At 73.3% G+C, this 17,235-nt stretch carries 13 protein-coding genes and 1 rRNA gene (1 of these 14 only partly in view); 2 read left to right on the top strand and 12 right to left on the bottom strand.

The window, feature by feature from the left end:
- Nucleotides 1-117: ribosomal RNA gene (locus OG937_26730) — 16S ribosomal RNA — on the bottom strand; it reaches 1,402 nt to the left of the window's first position.
- A gap of 584 nt (nucleotides 118-701) precedes the next feature.
- Entirely contained in the window at nucleotides 702-1,709 is a 1,008-nt protein-coding gene (locus tag OG937_26725; GenBank protein ID WUD75032.1) for a stage II sporulation protein M, read from the bottom strand.
- Nucleotides 1,710-1,804: 95 nt separating this feature from the next.
- Here OG937_26725 and OG937_26720 point away from each other — a divergent pair, with 95 nt between their 5' ends.
- On the top strand, nucleotides 1,805-2,836 hold the full coding sequence (locus OG937_26720) for an RDD family protein (GenBank protein ID WUD75031.1): 1,032 nt from the start codon (nucleotides 1,805-1,807) through the stop codon (nucleotides 2,834-2,836).
- A gap of 24 nt (nucleotides 2,837-2,860) precedes the next feature.
- Here the strand turns inward: OG937_26720 and OG937_26715 are convergent, their stop codons facing one another.
- The 8 genes from OG937_26715 to OG937_26680 all read right to left on the bottom strand — a co-directional run bounded on the left by OG937_26715 (nucleotide 2,861) and on the right by OG937_26680 (nucleotide 11,126).
- The gene (locus OG937_26715) at nucleotides 2,861-3,484 is read right to left on the bottom strand and encodes a hypothetical protein (GenBank protein ID WUD75030.1); all 624 of its coding nucleotides are present in this window, start codon (nucleotides 3,482-3,484) and stop codon (nucleotides 2,861-2,863) included.
- A 129-nt stretch (nucleotides 3,485-3,613) separates the two neighbouring features.
- Nucleotides 3,614-5,065: an adenosylhomocysteinase gene (ahcY, locus tag OG937_26710; GenBank protein ID WUD75029.1), complete on the bottom strand. Its 1,452-nt coding sequence runs from the start codon at nucleotides 5,063-5,065 to the stop codon at nucleotides 3,614-3,616.
- A gap of 238 nt (nucleotides 5,066-5,303) precedes the next feature.
- Entirely contained in the window at nucleotides 5,304-6,248 is a 945-nt protein-coding gene (locus OG937_26705) for a cation diffusion facilitator family transporter (protein ID WUD75028.1), read from the bottom strand.
- Nucleotides 6,249-6,343: 95 nt separating this feature from the next.
- Entirely contained in the window at nucleotides 6,344-7,552 is a 1,209-nt protein-coding gene (gene manA, locus OG937_26700) for a mannose-6-phosphate isomerase, class I (protein ID WUD75027.1), read from the bottom strand.
- Nucleotides 7,553-7,556: 4 nt separating this feature from the next.
- A complete protein-coding gene (locus OG937_26695; GenBank protein ID WUD75026.1) occupies nucleotides 7,557-8,708 on the bottom strand; it encodes a mannose-6-phosphate isomerase in 1,152 nt (383 codons plus the stop codon).
- Between the two features lie 131 nt (nucleotides 8,709-8,839).
- Nucleotides 8,840-9,019, bottom strand: a complete 180-nt coding sequence (locus tag OG937_26690; protein ID WUD75025.1) for a Trm112 family protein — start codon at nucleotides 9,017-9,019, stop codon at nucleotides 8,840-8,842.
- A gap of 188 nt (nucleotides 9,020-9,207) precedes the next feature.
- Nucleotides 9,208-10,566: a phosphomannomutase/phosphoglucomutase gene (locus OG937_26685; GenBank protein WUD75024.1), complete on the bottom strand. Its 1,359-nt coding sequence runs from the start codon at nucleotides 10,564-10,566 to the stop codon at nucleotides 9,208-9,210.
- A gap of 140 nt (nucleotides 10,567-10,706) precedes the next feature.
- Entirely contained in the window at nucleotides 10,707-11,126 is a 420-nt protein-coding gene (locus OG937_26680; protein ID WUD78897.1) for a DUF3499 domain-containing protein, read from the bottom strand.
- Between the two features lie 302 nt (nucleotides 11,127-11,428).
- On the opposite strand from OG937_26680, the gene OG937_26675 reads away from it, so the two are divergent.
- On the top strand, nucleotides 11,429-11,881 hold the full coding sequence (locus tag OG937_26675) for a metallopeptidase family protein (protein WUD75023.1): 453 nt from the start codon (nucleotides 11,429-11,431) through the stop codon (nucleotides 11,879-11,881).
- Nucleotides 11,882-11,927: 46 nt separating this feature from the next.
- On the opposite strand, the gene OG937_26670 is transcribed toward OG937_26675, so the two are convergent.
- Together OG937_26670 and OG937_26665 are read right to left on the bottom strand one after the other, a co-directional pair.
- Complete coding sequence (locus OG937_26670) at nucleotides 11,928-13,409, bottom strand: DUF5719 family protein (GenBank protein WUD75022.1); 1,482 nt, start codon at nucleotides 13,407-13,409, stop codon at nucleotides 11,928-11,930.
- Nucleotides 13,406-17,203: a glycosyltransferase gene (locus OG937_26665; protein ID WUD75021.1), complete on the bottom strand. Its 3,798-nt coding sequence runs from the start codon at nucleotides 17,201-17,203 to the stop codon at nucleotides 13,406-13,408. Before OG937_26665 ends, OG937_26670 begins: the two co-directional genes overlap by 4 nt.
- Nucleotides 17,204-17,235 lie beyond the last annotated feature (32 nt).

Below are 17,235 nucleotides of genomic sequence, written 5' to 3'. Positions count from 1 at the left end.
CCACGTGTTACTCACCCGTTCGCCACTGATCCACCCCGAAGGGCTTCACCGTTCGACTTGCATGTGTTAAGCACGCCGCCAGCGTTCGTCCTGAGCCAGGATCAAACTCTCCGTGAATGTCTTCACGAGAGCGGCACCATCGGGAGGAATAATCCCGACGTGCCCAGCGTCCTCGCTGTGTTTTTACAAAGGAACCTCGTCCGAGATGGACGGGGTATCAACATATCTGGCGTTGACTTTTGGCACGCTGTTGAGTTCTCAAGGAACGGAAGCTTCCTTCGAGACCGTTTCACCGGCCCCTCCGGGCTTTCCCTTCGTTGTCTCCAACCTTACCAGATCCGTTTCGCGTTTCCGCTCTTCGTTTCCGGCCCCCTATTGGAGCGGGGTTCGTCTTCCGGCTTTCGCCTTTCGACGTCTCCGACTTTATCAGACTCTTTCGCGTCCGATTACCGCCGGGGTTTTGCTTCGATGAATAGCGACACAAAAGACCACTCAGAAAGTTCTTTCTGAGAGGTGCGATGCGATCGATAGTCTTTCGAAGCGGGCTAGATATTAGCCGCTGGGCCTCGAACGTGTCCAGTTCGTGCCAACTGCTCAAATCTACCTCCCCGTGCCACCCGTGTCAACAGGTGTCTTGGGGCGAAGACGAGACTAGCAGGTCAGCAACGCCGGATGCACATCGTCGGTGTCGGCCGTCCGGGTCACGCCGCGGTGGGCAGGACGTCGCCGCGGTCGCCCCGTTCCAAGTCGCCCGTCTCGCCGGCGAGGGCCGCGCGGCGCCCGATGACGAAGACGTAGACGAGGAAGAGCAGCTCGGCGGTGACGCCGATGCCGATGCGGGCCCAGGTGGGCAGGCCGGAGGGGGTGACGAAGGCTTCGAGGGCGCCGGAGACGAAGAGGACCGCGGCGAGGCCGATGGCCATGCCGATGGCGGCCCGGCCTTCTTCGGCGAGGGCCGTACGGCGGGGGCGCGGGCCGGGGTCGATGACGGTCCAGCCGAGGCGGAGTCCTGTGCCGGCGGCGACGAAGACGGCGGTCAGTTCGAGGAGGCCGTGCGGGAGGAGCAGCCCGAGGAAGGTGTCGAGGCGGCCCGCGGAGCCCATGAGGCCGAGCCCGAGACCCAGGTTGAGCATGTTCTCGAACAGTACGTAGAGGACGGGGAGTCCGAGGAAGACGCCGAGGACCAGGCAGTAGCCGGCGGCCATGGCGTTGTTCGTCCAGACCTGGGCCGCGAAGGAGGCGGCGGGGTGGCTGGAGTAGTACGCCTCGTACTCGCCGTCGGGGCGGGTCAGGGCGCGCAGTTCTTCGGGGGCGGCGATGGCGGACTGGACCTCGGGGTGGGTGGCGACCCACCAGCCGATGAGTGCGGCGACCGCGGTGGAGACGAGCGCGGTGGGGACCCACCAGTGGCGCGAGCGGTACATCGCGGCGGGGAAGGCGCGGGTGAAGAAGAGGACCGCGTCGCGCCAGCCGGGGGTGCGGGCTCCGGTGACGGCGCTGCGGGCGCGGGCGACGAGGGTGGTGAGCCGTCCGACGAGTGCGGGGTCGGGGGCGCTGGACTGGACGAGGGAGAGATGGGTTGCGGCGCGTTGGTAGAGGGTGACGAGTTCGTCGGCTTCCTCCCCGGAGAGGCGCCGACGCCGGCGCAGCAGCGTGTCGAGCCGGTCCCACTCGTGGCGGTGGGCGGCTGCGAAGACGTCGAGGTCCATGGGCGCTGCTCCTGGCTGGCCGGGGAGGTCCCAGCTTGGCAGACGGGGCAGACTGGTCGCTCCGGGTCCGGGGTGGGCAGGAGGAGGGTTCCCGCATGAGTGAGGCGAGCGCGGCGGGCGGTGCCGGCCGGCTGGTGACGGGTGAGGCGGTCGAACTGGGGTTGCACCCGGCGAAGCTGCCGAGCCGGGCGCTGGCGGCGGCGCTGGACGGCGTCGTGTACATCGGCGGTTATCTGGTCGTGTCGATCGTGCTGATGGTGGCGACGGCGTCGATGGACGAGGCGGCGGTGGCAGCGGTGTACGTGACCTCGCTGGTGCTGGTGCTGTTCGGGGTGCCGATCGCGGTGGAGACGCTGACCCGGGGGCGGTCGCTGGGGAAGCTGGCCTGCGGGTTGCGGGTGGTGCGGGACGACGGCGGGCCGATCCGGTTCCGGCACGCGCTGGTGCGCGGGGCGGTCGGGGTGGTCGAGATCCAGATGTTCCTCGGGGTGATCGCCTGCATCGCCTCGCTGGTGTCGGCGCGCGGTCGGCGGATCGGGGACGTCTTCGCGGGGACGCTGGTGGTGCGGGAACGGATTCCGGTGCCGCGGTCGCCGCGGCCGATGCCACCCGCGCCGCCGTGGCTGGCGGGGCAGTTGGCGGGGGTGGACCTGTCGGCGGTGCCGGAGGGGCTGTGGCTGGCGGTGCGGCAGTACCTGTCGCGGATGCATCAGCTGGATCCGCAGGTGGGCTGGTCGATGGCGGAACGGCTCGCGGGGGACGTCGTGGCGTGCACGGGTGCCACGGTGCCGGAGGGGACGCCGCCGGCGGGGTTCCTGGCGGCGGTGGTGGCGGAGCGGCAGGCGCGGGACGCGCGCCGGGTCTTCGGCGCTCCGGTCGGTACTCCGGTCGGTGCTCCGGTCGACGGGGTCGCCGAGCCGGGGGGCTTCGGGGTTGCGGAGCCGGGGAAGGGCCGGGCGCCGGTGCCGCCTGCGGTGGGCTGGGTGGCGCCCGGTACGGACGGCGGGGTGCGGGGGGACGCGGTGCCGCCGGTGCGTGGGGGGCAGGCCCCGCAGGAGCCGGTGCCTCCGTCCTCGACGTCGCCCTCCTCCTCGTCCTCGTCGACGGGCTTCGCGCCTCCGGCGTGAGGGGTCGCCGCCGCGTCGGCGGGGTCAGTCCGTCGCGGGGAACCGGGACGGGGGTGACTCGAGGTCCTCGAGTTCGATGCCCGGGGCGGACAGGACGACGTCGCCGGCGATGTGGACGGTGTGCTGTTCACCGGTCTGCAGGTCGTTGACCTGGTATTCGTCCACGAGCAGGGGGGCGTTGTCGGTGGTGTGTGCTTCGCTCTTGATCAGGGCCCACGACTGGTCGAGGGTGCGGGGTGCGAGCACGGGGGGTTGGAATGCGACGAGGCGTACGCGGGTGGCCGGGGAGCCGGGCCGCAGGCGGAGCAGCCGCGCGGTGGCGACGTAGAACGCGGGTGACGCGCCGGTGAAGGCGTGGGCGGGGACGTTGCCCTCCTGAGCGTGTTCGCCGGAGGGGTCGGTACGGACCCAGGTGAGGCCGTCGAGGGCGGCGCCGCGGACCTGCCAGCTCGCGGCGTGCAGTTCCAGGCGGATGGTGCGGCCGAGTTCGTCGATGGTGAGGTCGACGGAGCCGGCGTGGCCGCCGTCGGGGTGGGTGGTCTGTGCGGTGTAGCGCCAGCCGGTGGGGCCGGTGGCGCAGTGGAAGTGTTCTTCGCCGAGGGGGGTGTGGTCGTGGGTGTCGTGGAACGAGTAGCGGCCGCGGGGCATGGTTCGACCTTACAAAGCGGGCGGGGGCCCGACGGGGCAGGCCCCCGCCGGGGGCGGGGGCCTGCGGGGTGGCTCCTGTGGTGCCGTCGGGGCCGGTGGCGCGCTGTCGTGCGGGCGGCCCGGGCGGCGTCAGTAGCGGTAGTGGTCCGGCTTGTAGGGGCCGTCGACCGGGACGCCGATGTAGGCGGCCTGCTCGGGGCGCAGGGTGGTGAGCTTGACGCCGAGGGCGTCGAGGTGGAGCCGGGCGACCTTCTCGTCGAGGTGCTTGGGCAGGACGTAGACGCCGATCGGGTACTCCTCGGGCTTGGTGAACAGCTCGATCTGGGCCAGGGTCTGGTCCGAGAAGGAGTTGGACATCACGAACGAGGGGTGGCCGGTGGCGTTGCCCAGGTTGAGCAGGCGGCCCTCGGACAGCACGATGAGGACCTTGCCGTCGGAGAAGGTCCAGGTGTGGACCTGGGGCTTGACCTCGTCCTTGACGATGCCGGGGATCTTGGCGAGGCCGGCCATGTCGATCTCGTTGTCGAAGTGGCCGATGTTGCCGACGATCGCCTGGTGCTTCATGCGCTGCATGTGCTCGGCGAGGATGATGTCGCGGTTGCCGGTGGTGGTGACGAAGATGTCGGCGGTCTCGACGACGTCCTCGAGCGTGGTGACCTGGTAGCCGTCCATCGCGGCCTGGAGGGCGTTGATGGGGTCGATCTCGGTGATGATGACGCGGGCGCCCTGGCCGCGCAGCGACTCGGCGCAGCCCTTGCCGACGTCGCCGTAGCCACAGACGACGGCGACCTTGCCGCCGATGAGGACGTCGGTGGCGCGGTTGATGCCGTCGATGAGGGAGTGGCGGCAGCCGTACTTGTTGTCGAACTTCGACTTGGTGACGGCGTCGTTGACGTTGATCGCCGGGAACAGCAGGGTGCCGTCGCGCTGCATCTCGTACAGGCGGTGGACGCCGGTGGTGGTCTCCTCGGTGACGCCGCGGATCTCGGAGGAGAGCTGGGTCCACTTCTGGGGGTTCTCGCCGAGGGTGCGGTTGAGGAGCAGCAGGATCTGCTCGTACTCCTCGCTGTCGGCGGTGGAGGGGTCGGGGGCCTGGCCGGCCTTCTCGAACTCGACGCCCTTGTGGACGAGCAGGGTGGCGTCGCCGCCGTCGTCGAGGATCATGTTCGGGCCGCCGGTGGGCGAGTCCGGCCAGGTGAGGGCCTGCTCGGTGCACCACCAGTACTCGGCGAGGGTCTCGCCCTTCCAGGCGAAGACGGGGATGCCCTGCGGGTTCTCGGGGGTGCCGTTCGGGCCGACGGCGATGGCCGCGGCGGCGTGGTCCTGCGTGGAGAAGATGTTGCAGGAGGCCCAGCGGACCTGGGCGCCGAGGGCGGCGAGGGTCTCGATGAGGACGGCGGTCTGCACGGTCATGTGCAGGGAGCCGGTGATGCGGGCGCCGGCCAGCGGCTGGGAGGCCGCGAACTCCTCGCGGATGGCCATCAGGCCGGGCATCTCGTGCTCGGCGAGGGTGATCTCCTTGCGGCCGAAGGCGGCCAGGGAGAGGTCGGCGACCTTGAAGTCGTTGGTGACGGGGGACATGCAGTCTCCTCGTGGGGTGCTTCCAGAACGGACATCGGCTTTCCGCTGCGGGGCGGGGGGAGGCATGCGGACATACGTCTCCCTCGACCGCAGCTCAGCCCGTCGGAGGCCCTCTCTCCCTCGGCCGGTCCGTGTCCGGACCGCCCGACCGCCATCAGCAGCGACGTCTGGCTAGGGACGAATCTACACCGAGTGGCCGGGCGCGTCCGGAAGGTGCGTGGAGGTCGTGTGGAGGGGGTCAGTCCGCCGTGGGGGCGGTGGGGGCGGCCGACTGCTCGCGGTAGATGTCCGGTTCGAGGTAGATGACGCGGGCGATGGGCTCGGCCTCGCGGATGCGGGCCTCGGCGGCGTCGATGGCGCGGGCGACCTCGGTGGCGGTGTCGTCGTGCTGGACGGCGATCTTGGCGGCGACGAGGAGCTCGTCGGGGCCGAGGTGGAGCGTGCGCATGTGGATCAAGCGGGTGACGGTGTCGCCGTCGACGACGGCCGCGCGGATGCGGGCGACGACCTCGGGTCCCGCGGCCTCGCCGAGGAGCAGCGACTTGGTCTCGGAGGCGAGGACGAGCGCGATGGCGACGAGGAGGACGCCGATGCAGAGGGTGCCGATGCCGTCCCAGATGCCGTCGCCGGTGAGCAGGGACAGGCCGACGCCGCCGAGGGCGAGCACGAGGCCGACGAGCGCGCCGAAGTCCTCGAGGAGGACGACGGGGAGCTCGGGGGCCTTGGCGGTGCGGATGAACTGGCTCCAGGTCTGCTTGCCGCGCACCATGTTGGATTCCTTGATGGCGGTGCGGAAGGAGAAGCCCTCGGCGACGATCGCGAAGACCAGGACGCCGATGGGCCAGTACCAGTGCTCGATCTCGTGGGGGTGCTGGACCTTCTCGTAGCCCTCGTAGAGGGCGAAGACGCCACCGATGGTGAACAGCACGATGGAGACGAGGAAGCCGTAGATGTACCGCTCACGGCCGTAGCCGAAGGGGTGTTCCTCGGTGGCCTTCTTCTGGGCCTTCTTGCCGCCGAGCAGGAGCAGCGCCTGGTTGCCCGAGTCGGCCACCGAGTGCACGCCTTCGGCGAGCATGGACGAGGAGCCGCTGAAGGCGAACGCCACGAACTTGCTCACCGCGATGGCGAGGTTGGCGCCCAATGCGGCGACGATCGCCTTGGTTCCGCCTGACGCGCTCATAGGTGCTGGTGGTCCCTTCCGTCGGCCCTGGTCTTTGCCCGGTCTTTACGGCGTTACGGCGGGACATTCTTGCAGGCCGTGCTTCGCGTGGTGCGTCAGGCCACCACGGTGGCCCGGAAGACGGTCCCCTCGCCGGTGAGTTCGACCTGTTCGCCTGCGGGAACGTAGGCGGACTGGCCGCGGCCGAGGGTGAGTTCCGGGGCCGCCGGGTCGCCGGGCGTGCGCAGGGTGGCGGTGCCTTCGGTGCAGAGCAGGATCTGGGCGGTGCGGTCGTGGGGGGTGCGGGGGGCGGCGCCGGCGGCGAGCGAGTAGCGGGAGAGCCGGAACTCGTCGATGGGGGTGCCGTAGAGCTCCTCGCCGTCGGGGGACGCCTCGGGGCGCAGGACACCGGCGTCACCCGCGTGGAAGCGGACGATGCGCAGCAGTTCGGGGATGTCGACGTGCTTGGGGGTGAGGCCGCAGCGCAGGACGTTGTCGGAGTTGGCCATGATCTCGACGCCGAGGCCGCTGAGGTAGGCGTGGGGTATGCCGGCGCCGAGGAAGAGCGCCTCGCCGGGCTGGAGTCGGACGTGGTTGAGCAGCATGGCGGCGATGACGCCGGGGTCACCGGGGTAGGCGTGGGCGATGGCCGCGTAGGCGGCGTAGGCGTCGGCGTTCGGTCCGCCCTCGGTGGCGAGCCGGCCGGCGGCTTCGGCGGCTTCGTCCACGGTGCCGGCCATGGCGTCGCGTTCGGCTCCGAGCACGGCGGTGAGGACCTCGCGGAGGGCGGCCTCCTCGGGGTGGGCGCGCAGCAGGTCGACGTACGGCTTGAGGGGGTCGACGCCGAGGCCGGAGAGGAGGGCCGCGGTCTCCTCGGGGTGGCGGAAGCCGCACAGTCCCTCGAAGGGGGTGAGCGCGACGATCATCTCCGGCTTGTGGTTGGCGTCCTTGTAGTTGCGGTGCGGGGCGTCGACGGGGACGCCGCGGGCCTCCTCGTCGGCGAAGCCGGCGGCGGCCTGGGCGAGGTCGGGATGCACCTGCAGGGAGAGGGGGGAGCCGGCGGCGAGGAGCTTGAGCAGGAACGGCAGCCGGGGGCCGAAGCGTTCGACGGCGGGGGCGCCGAGTTCACCGTCCGGGTCGGCGGTGATGACCTGGTCGAGCGGGACCGGACCGTCGCCGCGGTCGATGCGGGAGGGGGCGCCGGGGTGGGCGCCCATCCACAGTTCGGCCTGCGGCTCGCCCGTGGGGGTGGTGCCGAGCAGTTCGGGGATCGCGCTGGTGGAACCCCAGGCGTACGGGCGGATGGTGTTGGTCAGGCGGTCCATGCGGTCATGCTCTCCCGGTGGAAGTGATGGCGAGGTAAACGGAGGCGAAATCCGTGACGGCGAGGAGTTCGACGGCGGATTCCAGGTCGCCTCCCTCGGCGGGGGCGAGCTCGCTCAGCGGGGTGTCGTGGGTCGTGGCGAGCTCGCGGGCGAGCGGGGCGGAGCTCGAGGCGGCGTTGCCGGGGCGGTGCAGGAGCACGACGCGCAGGCGCAGGTCCTCGGGCTCGTCGACGCGGTCGCGGAAGAAGTCCTCGGGGTCGAGGGCGCCGGCCAGGGAGCCGGCGAGCAGCGCGCCGTGGGTGTCGAGTGCCTCGGGGAGTTCGCCGTGCAGGGCGGGGCGTCCGGCGCGGGCGGCGATGGCCGCGGCGAAGCGCCGGGCGGCGACGGAGGCGACCGGTCCCTCGCTCCACATCACCGGCAGGGATTCGGCGAGTTCGGAGGCGAGGGCCTTGGCGGGGTTGCTGTAGGTGGCGGTGGCGGGGCCGCAGCGGGCGGCGACCTCGTCGAGGCGGTCGGCGACGCGCTCGATGGTGTCGGGCGGGGCGGCGAGCAGGCCGATGCGGTCGCCGAGGGCGAGCAGCGGGGTGAGCAGCGCCCAGAAGGCGCCGAGGTCCTCGGCGGGGTCGGCGGCCTCGCCGAGGACCCCCGCGACGGACGCCGGGTCGGGCGCGGGGGCGTACGGCAGGACCATGCCCCGCACCTGCTGGATCGCCTCGGCGATGGGTGAGCCGGCGGGGACGACGGCGGCGGCGGTGCAACCGCGGCGGTAGGCCTGCTCGATGAGGTCGGCCAGTCCCGCCTCGGTGCCGGCGGGGCTGGCGATGAGCAGCAGGTCCAGGGGGCCGGCCCAGCCGGGGAGGGCCCACCGCAGGTCGTACGGGGCGGGGCCGGTGGGGTGCAGGGGCAGTACGGGCCCGCTGCCGTTGCCGAGGGCGGCCAGCAGTTCGGCGACGGCGGCGACGGCGACAGCGCCGGGGCCGGCGACCAGGACGCTGCGGGGGCGGCCGTCGGGCTTGAGTTCGCCGACGCCTGCCTCCTGGGCGAGGCGGGCGGCGGTGCGGACGCGGGCGCCGGCGGCGGCAACGCCGAGGAGGAGGCCGCGGGTGTCGGCGCGGGCGAGGGCGTCGGGGTCGTCGAGCAGCGTCTCGTCCAGCATCGGGGGTGACCTCCGGTCCGGTCCGGTTGTGTCGGGTGTCGCGGGGCGCCGTGCGGTGCGGGTGCCCGTGCCGGCGGTGCGTACGGCGCGGGCTGCCGGGCGGGCGTGCGGTGCCGGGCGGCCGGGTCGCGTTACGCGGGGCGGCGGGCCTCGTCGACGAGGAGGACGGGGATGTCGTCGCGCACGGGGTAGGCCAGGCCGCAGTCGGCGGAGGTGCAGGTGAGCTCGGTGGCCTCGACGTCCTCGCGCAGCGGCGCGTGGCAGGCGGGGCAGGCGAGGATCTCCAGGAGGCTGGCTTCGACGAGCGGCATGGGTGGCTTCTCCCGTGTGGTCGTGTCGTGGTCGTGGTTTCCGGGCGTCCGCCGTGTGCGGGCGTACGCGTCCGGACCGGCCGATTCAGCCTATCGCCGGGGGGCCGGGCCCGCGTGACCGTGTCGGGGCCCCGGTCCCCCGCCGGAGGAGGTGGTGCGGTGCGGTGCCTCCTCCGGCGGGGCGGCCGTCAGGCGCGGACGATGGAGAGGACCTCGTCGCGGACGCCGGCCATGAGCTCGGTGTCGCGCGCCTCCACGTTGAGGCGCAGCAGCGGCTCGGTGTTGGAGGGGCGGAGGTTGAACCACCAGCCGTCGCCGGTGACCGTGAGGCCGTCGAGCTCGTCGAGGCCGGTGCCCGGGCGGTCGGCGAAGGCCGCGCGGACGGCGGCGGTGCGGCCGGCCTGGTCGTCGACGGCGGTGTTGATCTCGCCGGAGGCGGCGTAGCGGTCGTACTCGGCGACGAGCCCGGACAGCGGGCCGTCCTGGCCGCCGAGGGCGGCGAGGACGTGGAGCGCGGCGAGCATGCCGGTGTCGGCGTTCCAGAAGTCGCGGAAGTAGTAGTGCGCGGAGTGCTCGCCGCCGAAGACGGCACCGGTGCGGGCCATCTCCTGCTTGATGAAGGAGTGGCCGACGCGGGTGCGGACGGGCGTCCCGCCGTGCTCCTTGACGACCTCGGGCACGGACCAGGAGGTGATCAGGTTGTGGATGACGGTGGAGCCGGGGTGCTTGGCCAGTTCGCGGGCGGCGACCAGGGCGGTGATCGCGGACGGGGAGACGGGCTCGCCGCGCTCGTCGACGACGAAGCAGCGGTCGGCGTCGCCGTCGAAGGCGATGCCGATGTCGGCGCCGGTCTCGCGCACCTTCTCCTGCAGGTCGACGATGTTCTTGGGGTCCAGGGGGTTGGCCTCGTGGTTGGGGAAGGTGCCGTCGAGCTCGAAGTACATCGGGACGAGGTCGACGGGCAGGCCGTCGAAGACGGTGGGGACGGTGTGGCCGCCCATGCCGTTGCCGGCGTCGACGACGACCTTGAGGTGCCGGATGGAGCTCAGGTCGACCAGGGTGCGCAGGTGGGCGGCGTAGTCGGCGAGCATGTCCCGCTGGGTGACCTCGCCGGGGGTGGCGTCGCTCGCCGGGAGGCCGGTTCCGGACCACTGCTCGACGAGCTCGCGGATCTCGGTGAGGCCGGTGTCCTGGCCGACGGGGGCGGCGCCGGCGCGGCACATCTTGATGCCGTTGTACTGAGCCGGGTTGTGGCTGGCGGTGAACATGGCGCCGGGCAGGCCCAGCTTGCCGCTGGCGAAGTACAGCTGGTCGGTGGAGCAGAGGCCGATCTCGGTGACCTTCGCGCCGCGCGAGGACGCGCCGCGGGCGAAGGCCCGGGACAGGCCGGGCGAGGAGGGCCGCATGTCGTGGCCCGTCACGATCGCGTCGGCACCGGTCACGGTGACGAAGGCCGCGCCGAAGAGTTCGGCGAGCGGCTCGCCCCATTGGTCGGGGACGACTCCGCGGACGTCGTACGCCTTCACGAGCTGGGAGAGGTCGGTCACCGTATGTGCTCCGCTCTGGAAACCGGTTGCCGGTGGATGGATCGTGGCAAGAGCCAACCTACCGGGCGGATCCGAACGGGCCGATGAGGAGCCCGGGTGCACGTGCGGACCGGGGGCGGGGTATGGCGGGGGGTGCCGGTTCAGGAGTCGGGCGAGCGCAGGACGCGCAGGTGCCCGCGCCGGGTGATCTCCATGGGGTCGCCGCCGCGGCCGTTGGTGCCGTTGCCCTCGCGTTCCTGGGGGCGGGCGGCTTCGCGCACGGCGTTGGCGAGCGCTTCGAGGTCGTCACCGCTGGGGCGGGTGGGGCCGGTGTCCGTGGCGAGCCGTACGACTTCCCAGCCGCGGGGGGCGGTGAGGCGCTCGGAGTGCTCCGAGCACAGGTCGTAACAGTGGGGCTCGGCGTAGGTGGCGAGCGGTCCGAGGACGGCGGTGGAGTCCGCGTAGACGTACGTCAGCGTCGCGACGGCGGGACGGCCACACGCGGTGCGCGAACAGCGACGTACAAGGCTCACGACGTTGGACGGTACCGCACTCTTGAGCGGGCCGCGACGACTCCCCAGGAGCTCACCCCGTCGTGTCGTCCGGGTTGGCCGGGAAGGTCCGACCTGGGGTCAACACACCTGACCTGCAAAGGGCCGGAAATGTACGGGTGCCCCTCCGAGGACACCGATCACCAAACGCTGCAAATGATGCCAATTGCGATCGGTAAAGCGGTCAGGGCAGGGGAATCGCGTGGGCGCCAGGGGCGAGCGACCGTACATTCTGCGACATCAACGGGGATGTCCGGTCCTCGTCCCCCGTGGTGGTGGCAGCGGTCACGGAGCCGCATAACCGGGGCTCCCGACGGCTACTCTCAGAGGTGATGGACACCCCTTCGCCCGCACCGCGCCAGCGCCACCGCGACCGACACGGCCGCGGCATGCGCGGCCCCATCGCGCCCCCGCAGGTGCCCCTGGCACGCACCCGCGCCGACGCCTTCGACGACCTGGTGCGCGACGCGGCGGACCGGCTCGAGCGGCGCTGGCCGCAGCTGGCGGAGGTGGAGTTCGCGGTGCAGGAGGTGCCCTGGCCGGTGGACGGTGCCGACGGCGCCGCGGCCGACGGCCGGTTCGACGACGGGGTGCCGCTGGGGCGGCTCCTCGGCGGGCAGAAGGGCAACCCGCACCGCATCGTGGTGTACCGGCGGCCGGTGGAGATCCGGGCCAAGAGCCGCGAGGAACGGGCCCTGCTGGTGCACGACGTGGTGGTGGAGCAGGTGGCCGAACTGCTCGGTCTGTCACCGGAGAACGTCGACCCCCGGTACGGGGAGGGCTGATCCCGGTACCGGCGCGGGCCCGCAGGCCCGCGCCGGTCGGGGATCGTCAGCGGTTGAGGATGGACAGGTCCTCTTCCGACTTCGGCACGGCGACCAGACCCCGGTCGTCCGGCATGGTCTGGATGGTGAACATCGGGACGCCGCCCTCCGGCAGGGCGAGCATCCGGGAGGCGTAGACGGGGCCGCCCGAGGCGGGTTCCACCGTGACGGCGAAGGCGCCCTTGCCCGCGGAGGGGGCGGGCGGTGACAGGACGACCGTCGTGCCGCGCTTGACCGGGACGTTCTTGGTGACGGGTTCGCCGCCCTTGGTCGAGGCGGAGGTGACGACCCGCACGGTGGCGTCGCCCTCCGGCGCGGTCAGGGCGAGCGTCGAGCCCTTGGTGCGGTTGTCGGCGGCGCTGGCGCGGTCGCCGATAGGGGCGGTGGCGGGCAGGAAGGCGGTCTCCTGGTTGGCGCCCTTGCCGCGGGTGATCCGCAGGGCGGCGACCACGGGGGCCTCGTCGGAGGGGTCGGTGGGGCTGAGGATCAGCGAGCCGGCCTCGCCCTTGGTGACGTCGCCGAGGTCGACGGCGGTGGTCATGCCGCTCTTGACGTGCACGGTCTCGTGCCCGGCGGGGGTGATCTCGCCGCCCGAGGAGGCGAGCCGCAGCTTGAGGTCGGCGTCGCTGTCGCCGGTCGCGAAGACCACCAGGCGCACATCGGAGGCGTCCCCGGGGATGCCGGGCATGACGGCCTCGGCGGCGGGGTCGGTGGAGGCGGGCAGCCAGTCGCCGCCGGCCTTGGCGTCCTCGGCCTCCACGGTGGCGCCGACCCGGCCGCTGCGGGCGCTGACGTGCAGGGTGAGGGCGTCGGACTTCTCCGTGGTGAGCGTGGAGAGCAGGACGGGGACCGTCGCGCCCGGCGGCACCGTGATGCCGTCGGTCGTGCTGGTCTTGACCTCGCCCTTGTCGCCGTACAGCGCGAGGTCGATGACGGCGGAGGTGTCGTCCGGGTTGGTCAGGTGGACGTAGTCCTGCCGGCCGGCGCCGGTGCTGACCCCGGGGAACCAGAACTCGCTGTCCGGCACGGCACAGGAGGCGCCGAGCACCGCCCGGGCCGGGCCGGCGTCGACGACCGTGGTCTGCTGCACGGTCCAGCCGGGGGCGAGCGCCCCGTCGGCGGTGCCGATGAGCGCGGGGGCGTCGGAGGCCTCGGTGACCGCGGTGACCGGCTTGCCGGCCTCCTTCAGCGGTGCGACCGGCTTGCGCTTGGCCGCGGCCTTGCCGTCCTGGTCGGCGGCGGCCAGCAGGGCGGCGGCGCCGCCCGAGCCGGCGGAGTCGCCCTTGGGCGTGAAGGCGGTGTACGTGGTCGTGGCGAAGTCCGAGTCCGACGGGGCCGGGCAGGCCAGCGTGGACCGCTCGACGGGCAGCCGCGCCGCGCTCACGGCGGGCGCCGCGTCCGGGGTGCCCGCGCCGGAGACGGTGGCGACGCCGGCGACCGCGGCCAGGGCGGCGGTGACGCCGATCAGGGAGAGGGTGCTGCGGTTCACTGCTGGTTGCCCCCGTCGCGGCGGTAGCCGTCCGTGTCGTACGCGTCCGTGTCATAGGTGCCGTAGGGGGCGTACGAGGCGTCGTAGCCCTGCTGCTGGGGCTGCTCCTCGTACCCCTGCGGCTGCTGGGACTGCTGCTCGTAGCCCCGCCGGTCGTAGCCGGGCTGCTGGGACTCCTGGCCGTAGCCGTACGGGTCGTAGACCGGCTCCTGCGGCTGGGCGGGCTGCTCGTAGCCGTAGGTGCTGGTGTACTCCGCGGCCCATTGCTCCTGGCCGTACGGGTCGTCCTGCCGGGGGCCGGCGGCGTAGGGGTCGTACTCGGCGTACTGCGCGTACTCGGCCTGCTCCTGGTGCGCAGGCCCGGCGGCCTCGGACTCCGCGGGGGCGTCGTCCGCCTCCCCCTCCCCCTCGGCCTCGGCGGCGGCGCGCAGCCGGCGGGCGCGACGGCCGTCGCCGCCGCCCTGCGCCGGGATGCCGGCGGCCGCGGCTGCGGCCACGGGCACGGCCTCCGCCTCGGGCAGGTCGTCGTCGACCTCGCGGCGCCGGCCCGGCAGGGCCATGACCACGAGCACCAGACCGAGGAAGCCCTGGACCCACACCCACACGGTGTGCGTGAACGGGTCGTCGTAGACGAGGTCGAGCCGGCCGCCGCTGCTGGGGAGCCGGAAGCCCTGGGCCCAGCCGTCGACGGTGGTGGCGGTGAGCTCCTTGCCGTCCAGGGTGGCGGTCCAGCCGGGGGCGGCGCGGTCGGCGATGCGCAGGACGCGGCCGTCGACGCCGGCCGGGACGGTGGTGTGGGCCTCGACCTTGCCGGAGGCGACGGTGACGACGGCGGGGGCGTCGGCGTCCTCACCGGAGCCGGTGCCGTCCGCGCCGCCGGAGCCGCTGTCGTCGCCGCTGCCGGAGGGCTCGACGATCGTGATGCGGGCGACGTCGTCGTCCACCCGCCACAGGGCGCTGCCGTCGGCCTGGCTGAGCCGGGACAGGCCCGGGGTGCTGTCGAGGGTGCGGCTCATCTCGCGCGGGGCGCCGCTCTGGACGAGGACGTAGCGCACGGCGTAGCCACCGAGCTGGCTGGCCTGGTCGGCGCCGGAGCCGGCCACGAGATTTCCGACGATCTTGGCGAGCCGGGCGTCGCCGCCGGCCGCGGCGGCGATCTCGGCGTCGCCGAGGCGGGCGCCGGCACCCCGGACGAGGGCGTACGAGACGTGGGCCGGCGTGCCCGAAAGGACGAGGGTGCGGGCCTGGTCGCGGGTGGTGCTCTCCTCGGCGACGAAGGCGGGTACCTGGGTCGGGTCGCGGCGCTCCAGCGGGCCGTCGGCGCCGCCGGCCATCCAGCCGACGGCGGCGGACAGCGGGGCGAGCACGGCGGCCAGGGCGACGAGCGCGGCGACGGGCTGGCGCCAGCCGAAGCCGGAGGCGGCGAGCCGTTCCTTGGCGCCCTCGGCGCCCACCGCGGCGGCGGCGAGCAGGGCGAGGCCGTACACCAGCGTGGCGGGACCGGCCCAGGCGGTGCTGTTGGCGAGGACGGCGAAGACCAGGCCGGTCAGGGCGCCCGCCCAGGCGGTGACGATGGCCGAGCGGCGCTCGCCGCGCACCAGTGCGGCCAGCGCGGCCAGGACGATGCCCGCGAGCAGGTAGCCGCCGGCGGCGCCGGGGCCGCCGGGGTTGATCAGGAGGAGGTCGGTGGCGGTGGCGGACTTCGCGCCGAACGGCAGACCGGCCTCGTCCAGGAAGCGCTTGGGGTGCGTGAGCAGCCCGATCGACCAAGGCGCGAGCACCACCACGGGGGCGCCGAGGACGGCCACGGCGCGCATGGCCAGCGGGACGAGGAGCCGGCCCTGCCCGCGCACGACGCGCGTGGCGATGGCGACGCCGGCGAGCACCAGGGTGACGAGCCAGGTGATGGGGGTGAACGCGGTGGTGATCGTCAGCAGCAGCGCGACGGCCCAGGCGGCGCGCCAGCCGGGCCGCAGTCCCCGCTCGACGGCGTCGGCGGACATCCGCAGGCCCGCCGCGGAGACGGCGGCGCGGGCCATGAGCGGCAGCAGGATGGCCAGGACGGCGGTGCCGAGCCGGCCGCCGGCGAGGGCGCCGGTGGCGGCGGGCAGGAAGGCGTACGCGACGGCGCCCCAGGCACGCAGCAGCCGGGACTCGACGAGCGGCCGCGACACGAAGTAGGCGCTGAGGCCCGCGAGCGGTACCGAGGCGACGAGGAGCACGGTCAGGGCGAGGCCGGTGCTGCCGAGCAGGGCGCTCGCCAGGGTGGCCACGATCGCCAGGTAGGGCGGCGCGGTCTCGGTGCTGCCGGCGCCCAGGGCGTGCCAGGCGCCGAGGTAGGAGCCCCACAGGTCGGAGGCGTCGGCGGGGGCGGGCAGCAGTGCGCCGCCGGACAGGGCGCCGCCGCCCAGGAGCGCGCGGCAGGCGATGAGGGAGAAGAGCAGCAGGACGGCGAAGAGCATCGGGGCGGGTTGCCGCGCGACGCGCTTCAGCAGCGCGAACTGCTCGACCTCCAGGTACTCGCCGTCGTCGTCGCCGCCGCTGGGCCCGGAGTCCAGCCCGCCGTGGCGTCCGGCGGAGGAGGCGTCGGCGGCCGCGCGGCCGGAGACGTTGCTGACGACCTGCTCGACGGTGGCCCGTACGGTCGCGCCGGGCGGCGGGAAGAGCGTCCGCAGTTCGGAGGCCGGGACGGCCGGCCGGGAGCGCCGGTGGCGGGCTCCGAGGAGGCGGCCGGGACGCAGCAGGACCGACAGCAGGCCGGTGATCTCGTCGACGGCCTGCCCGGGGACCTTGCCGACGAGGTAGGCGAGGGTGCGCAGCACCGTGCCGAGCACGATGCGCGCGAAGACGTACGGGAGGAGGGCGCCGCGGGTGTTGGCCAGCAGCGTGTAGACGGCGCCCGCCTTGTCGACGCGGTGCGGGTTGACGACGGAGCGGCCGGCGCAGTCGACGGGGCGGCGCTCGCGGGAGGCCGCCTCGGCGTGCCGCAGGACGGCGTCGGGGGCGACGAGGACGGTGTGGCCGGCGGACTGGGCGCGCCAGCAGAAGTCGACGTCGTCGCGCATGAGCGGCAGCCTGCGGTCGAACCCGCCGAGGTCCTCCCACACGTCGCGGCGCACCAGCATGCCCGCGCTGGAGACCGAGAGCACCTGGCGGACCTGGTCGTGCTGGCCCTGGTCCTGCTCGCGGCGCTCCAGGCCGGTCCAGCGGCGGCCGCTGCGGGCGATGGAGACGCCGACCTCCAGCAGCTGGCGCCGGTCGTACCAGCTGCGCAGCTTGGGGCCGATGATCGCGGCGGACGGCGAGGCGTCGGCGACCCTCAGGAGGTGGAGGAGGGCGTCCGGGGCGGGCTCGCAGTCGTCGTGCAGGAGCCACAGCCACTGCACGGGTTCGCCGTGCGGCTCCTCGGGCTCGTCGTAGGCGTCGTCGTTCCAGGTGCGGGAGACCGGGTCCCAGCTGCTGGGCCGCCCCAGGTAGGGCAGTTGCTCCGTGGTCAGGGGCTCGGCGGCGCGCACGCACTCGTCGACGGCGGCGCCGAAGCCGCTGCGCCGTGCGAGGTGCAGGACGCGGTGGTCGCCGAGGCTCTCGGCGAGCAGGCGGGCGGAGTCGTCGGCGCTGCCGGTGTCGGCGGCGATGACGTCCTGGACCGGGCGGTCCTGGGAGACCAGACCCGAGAGCGCGTTGGGCAGCCAGCGGGCACCGTCGTGGGCGACGAGCACGGCGGTGACGACGTGGCGCGGGAACTCCGGTGCCTGGGCGGCGTATTGAGTCCCGGCTGAACTGTTCACGGACATCGAGGTTCGGGCCCCGGTTCGCTGGACTTCGG

Source organism: Streptomyces sp. NBC_00510, assembly GCA_036013505.1.
Classification (GTDB): Bacteria; Actinomycetota; Actinomycetes; order Streptomycetales; family Streptomycetaceae; genus Actinacidiphila.
The sequence above is the reverse complement of the archived record's forward strand: the minus strand, read 5'-3'. Positions and strand labels throughout refer to the sequence as shown.

Excerpts from the sequence above, each read along its gene's own strand:
- OG937_26725 (WUD75032.1), bottom strand. The coding sequence starts at position 1,709 with ATGGACCTCGACGTCTTCGCAGCCGCCCACCGCCACGAGTGGGACCGG.
- OG937_26720 (WUD75031.1), top strand. The coding sequence starts at position 1,805 with ATGAGTGAGGCGAGCGCGGCGGGCGGTGCCGGCCGGCTGGTGACGGGT.
- OG937_26715 (WUD75030.1), bottom strand. The coding sequence starts at position 3,484 with ATGCCCCGCGGCCGCTACTCGTTCCACGACACCCACGACCACACCCCC.
- ahcY (WUD75029.1), bottom strand. The coding sequence starts at position 5,065 with ATGTCCCCCGTCACCAACGACTTCAAGGTCGCCGACCTCTCCCTGGCC.
- OG937_26705 (WUD75028.1), bottom strand. The coding sequence starts at position 6,248 with ATGAGCGCGTCAGGCGGAACCAAGGCGATCGTCGCCGCATTGGGCGCC.
- manA (WUD75027.1), bottom strand. The coding sequence starts at position 7,552 with ATGGACCGCCTGACCAACACCATCCGCCCGTACGCCTGGGGTTCCACC.
- OG937_26695 (WUD75026.1), bottom strand. The coding sequence starts at position 8,708 with ATGCTGGACGAGACGCTGCTCGACGACCCCGACGCCCTCGCCCGCGCC.
- OG937_26690 (WUD75025.1), bottom strand. The coding sequence starts at position 9,019 with ATGCCGCTCGTCGAAGCCAGCCTCCTGGAGATCCTCGCCTGCCCCGCC.
- OG937_26675 (WUD75023.1), top strand. The coding sequence starts at position 11,429 with ATGGACACCCCTTCGCCCGCACCGCGCCAGCGCCACCGCGACCGACAC.
- OG937_26665 (WUD75021.1), bottom strand. The coding sequence starts at position 17,203 with ATGTCCGTGAACAGTTCAGCCGGGACTCAATACGCCGCCCAGGCACCG.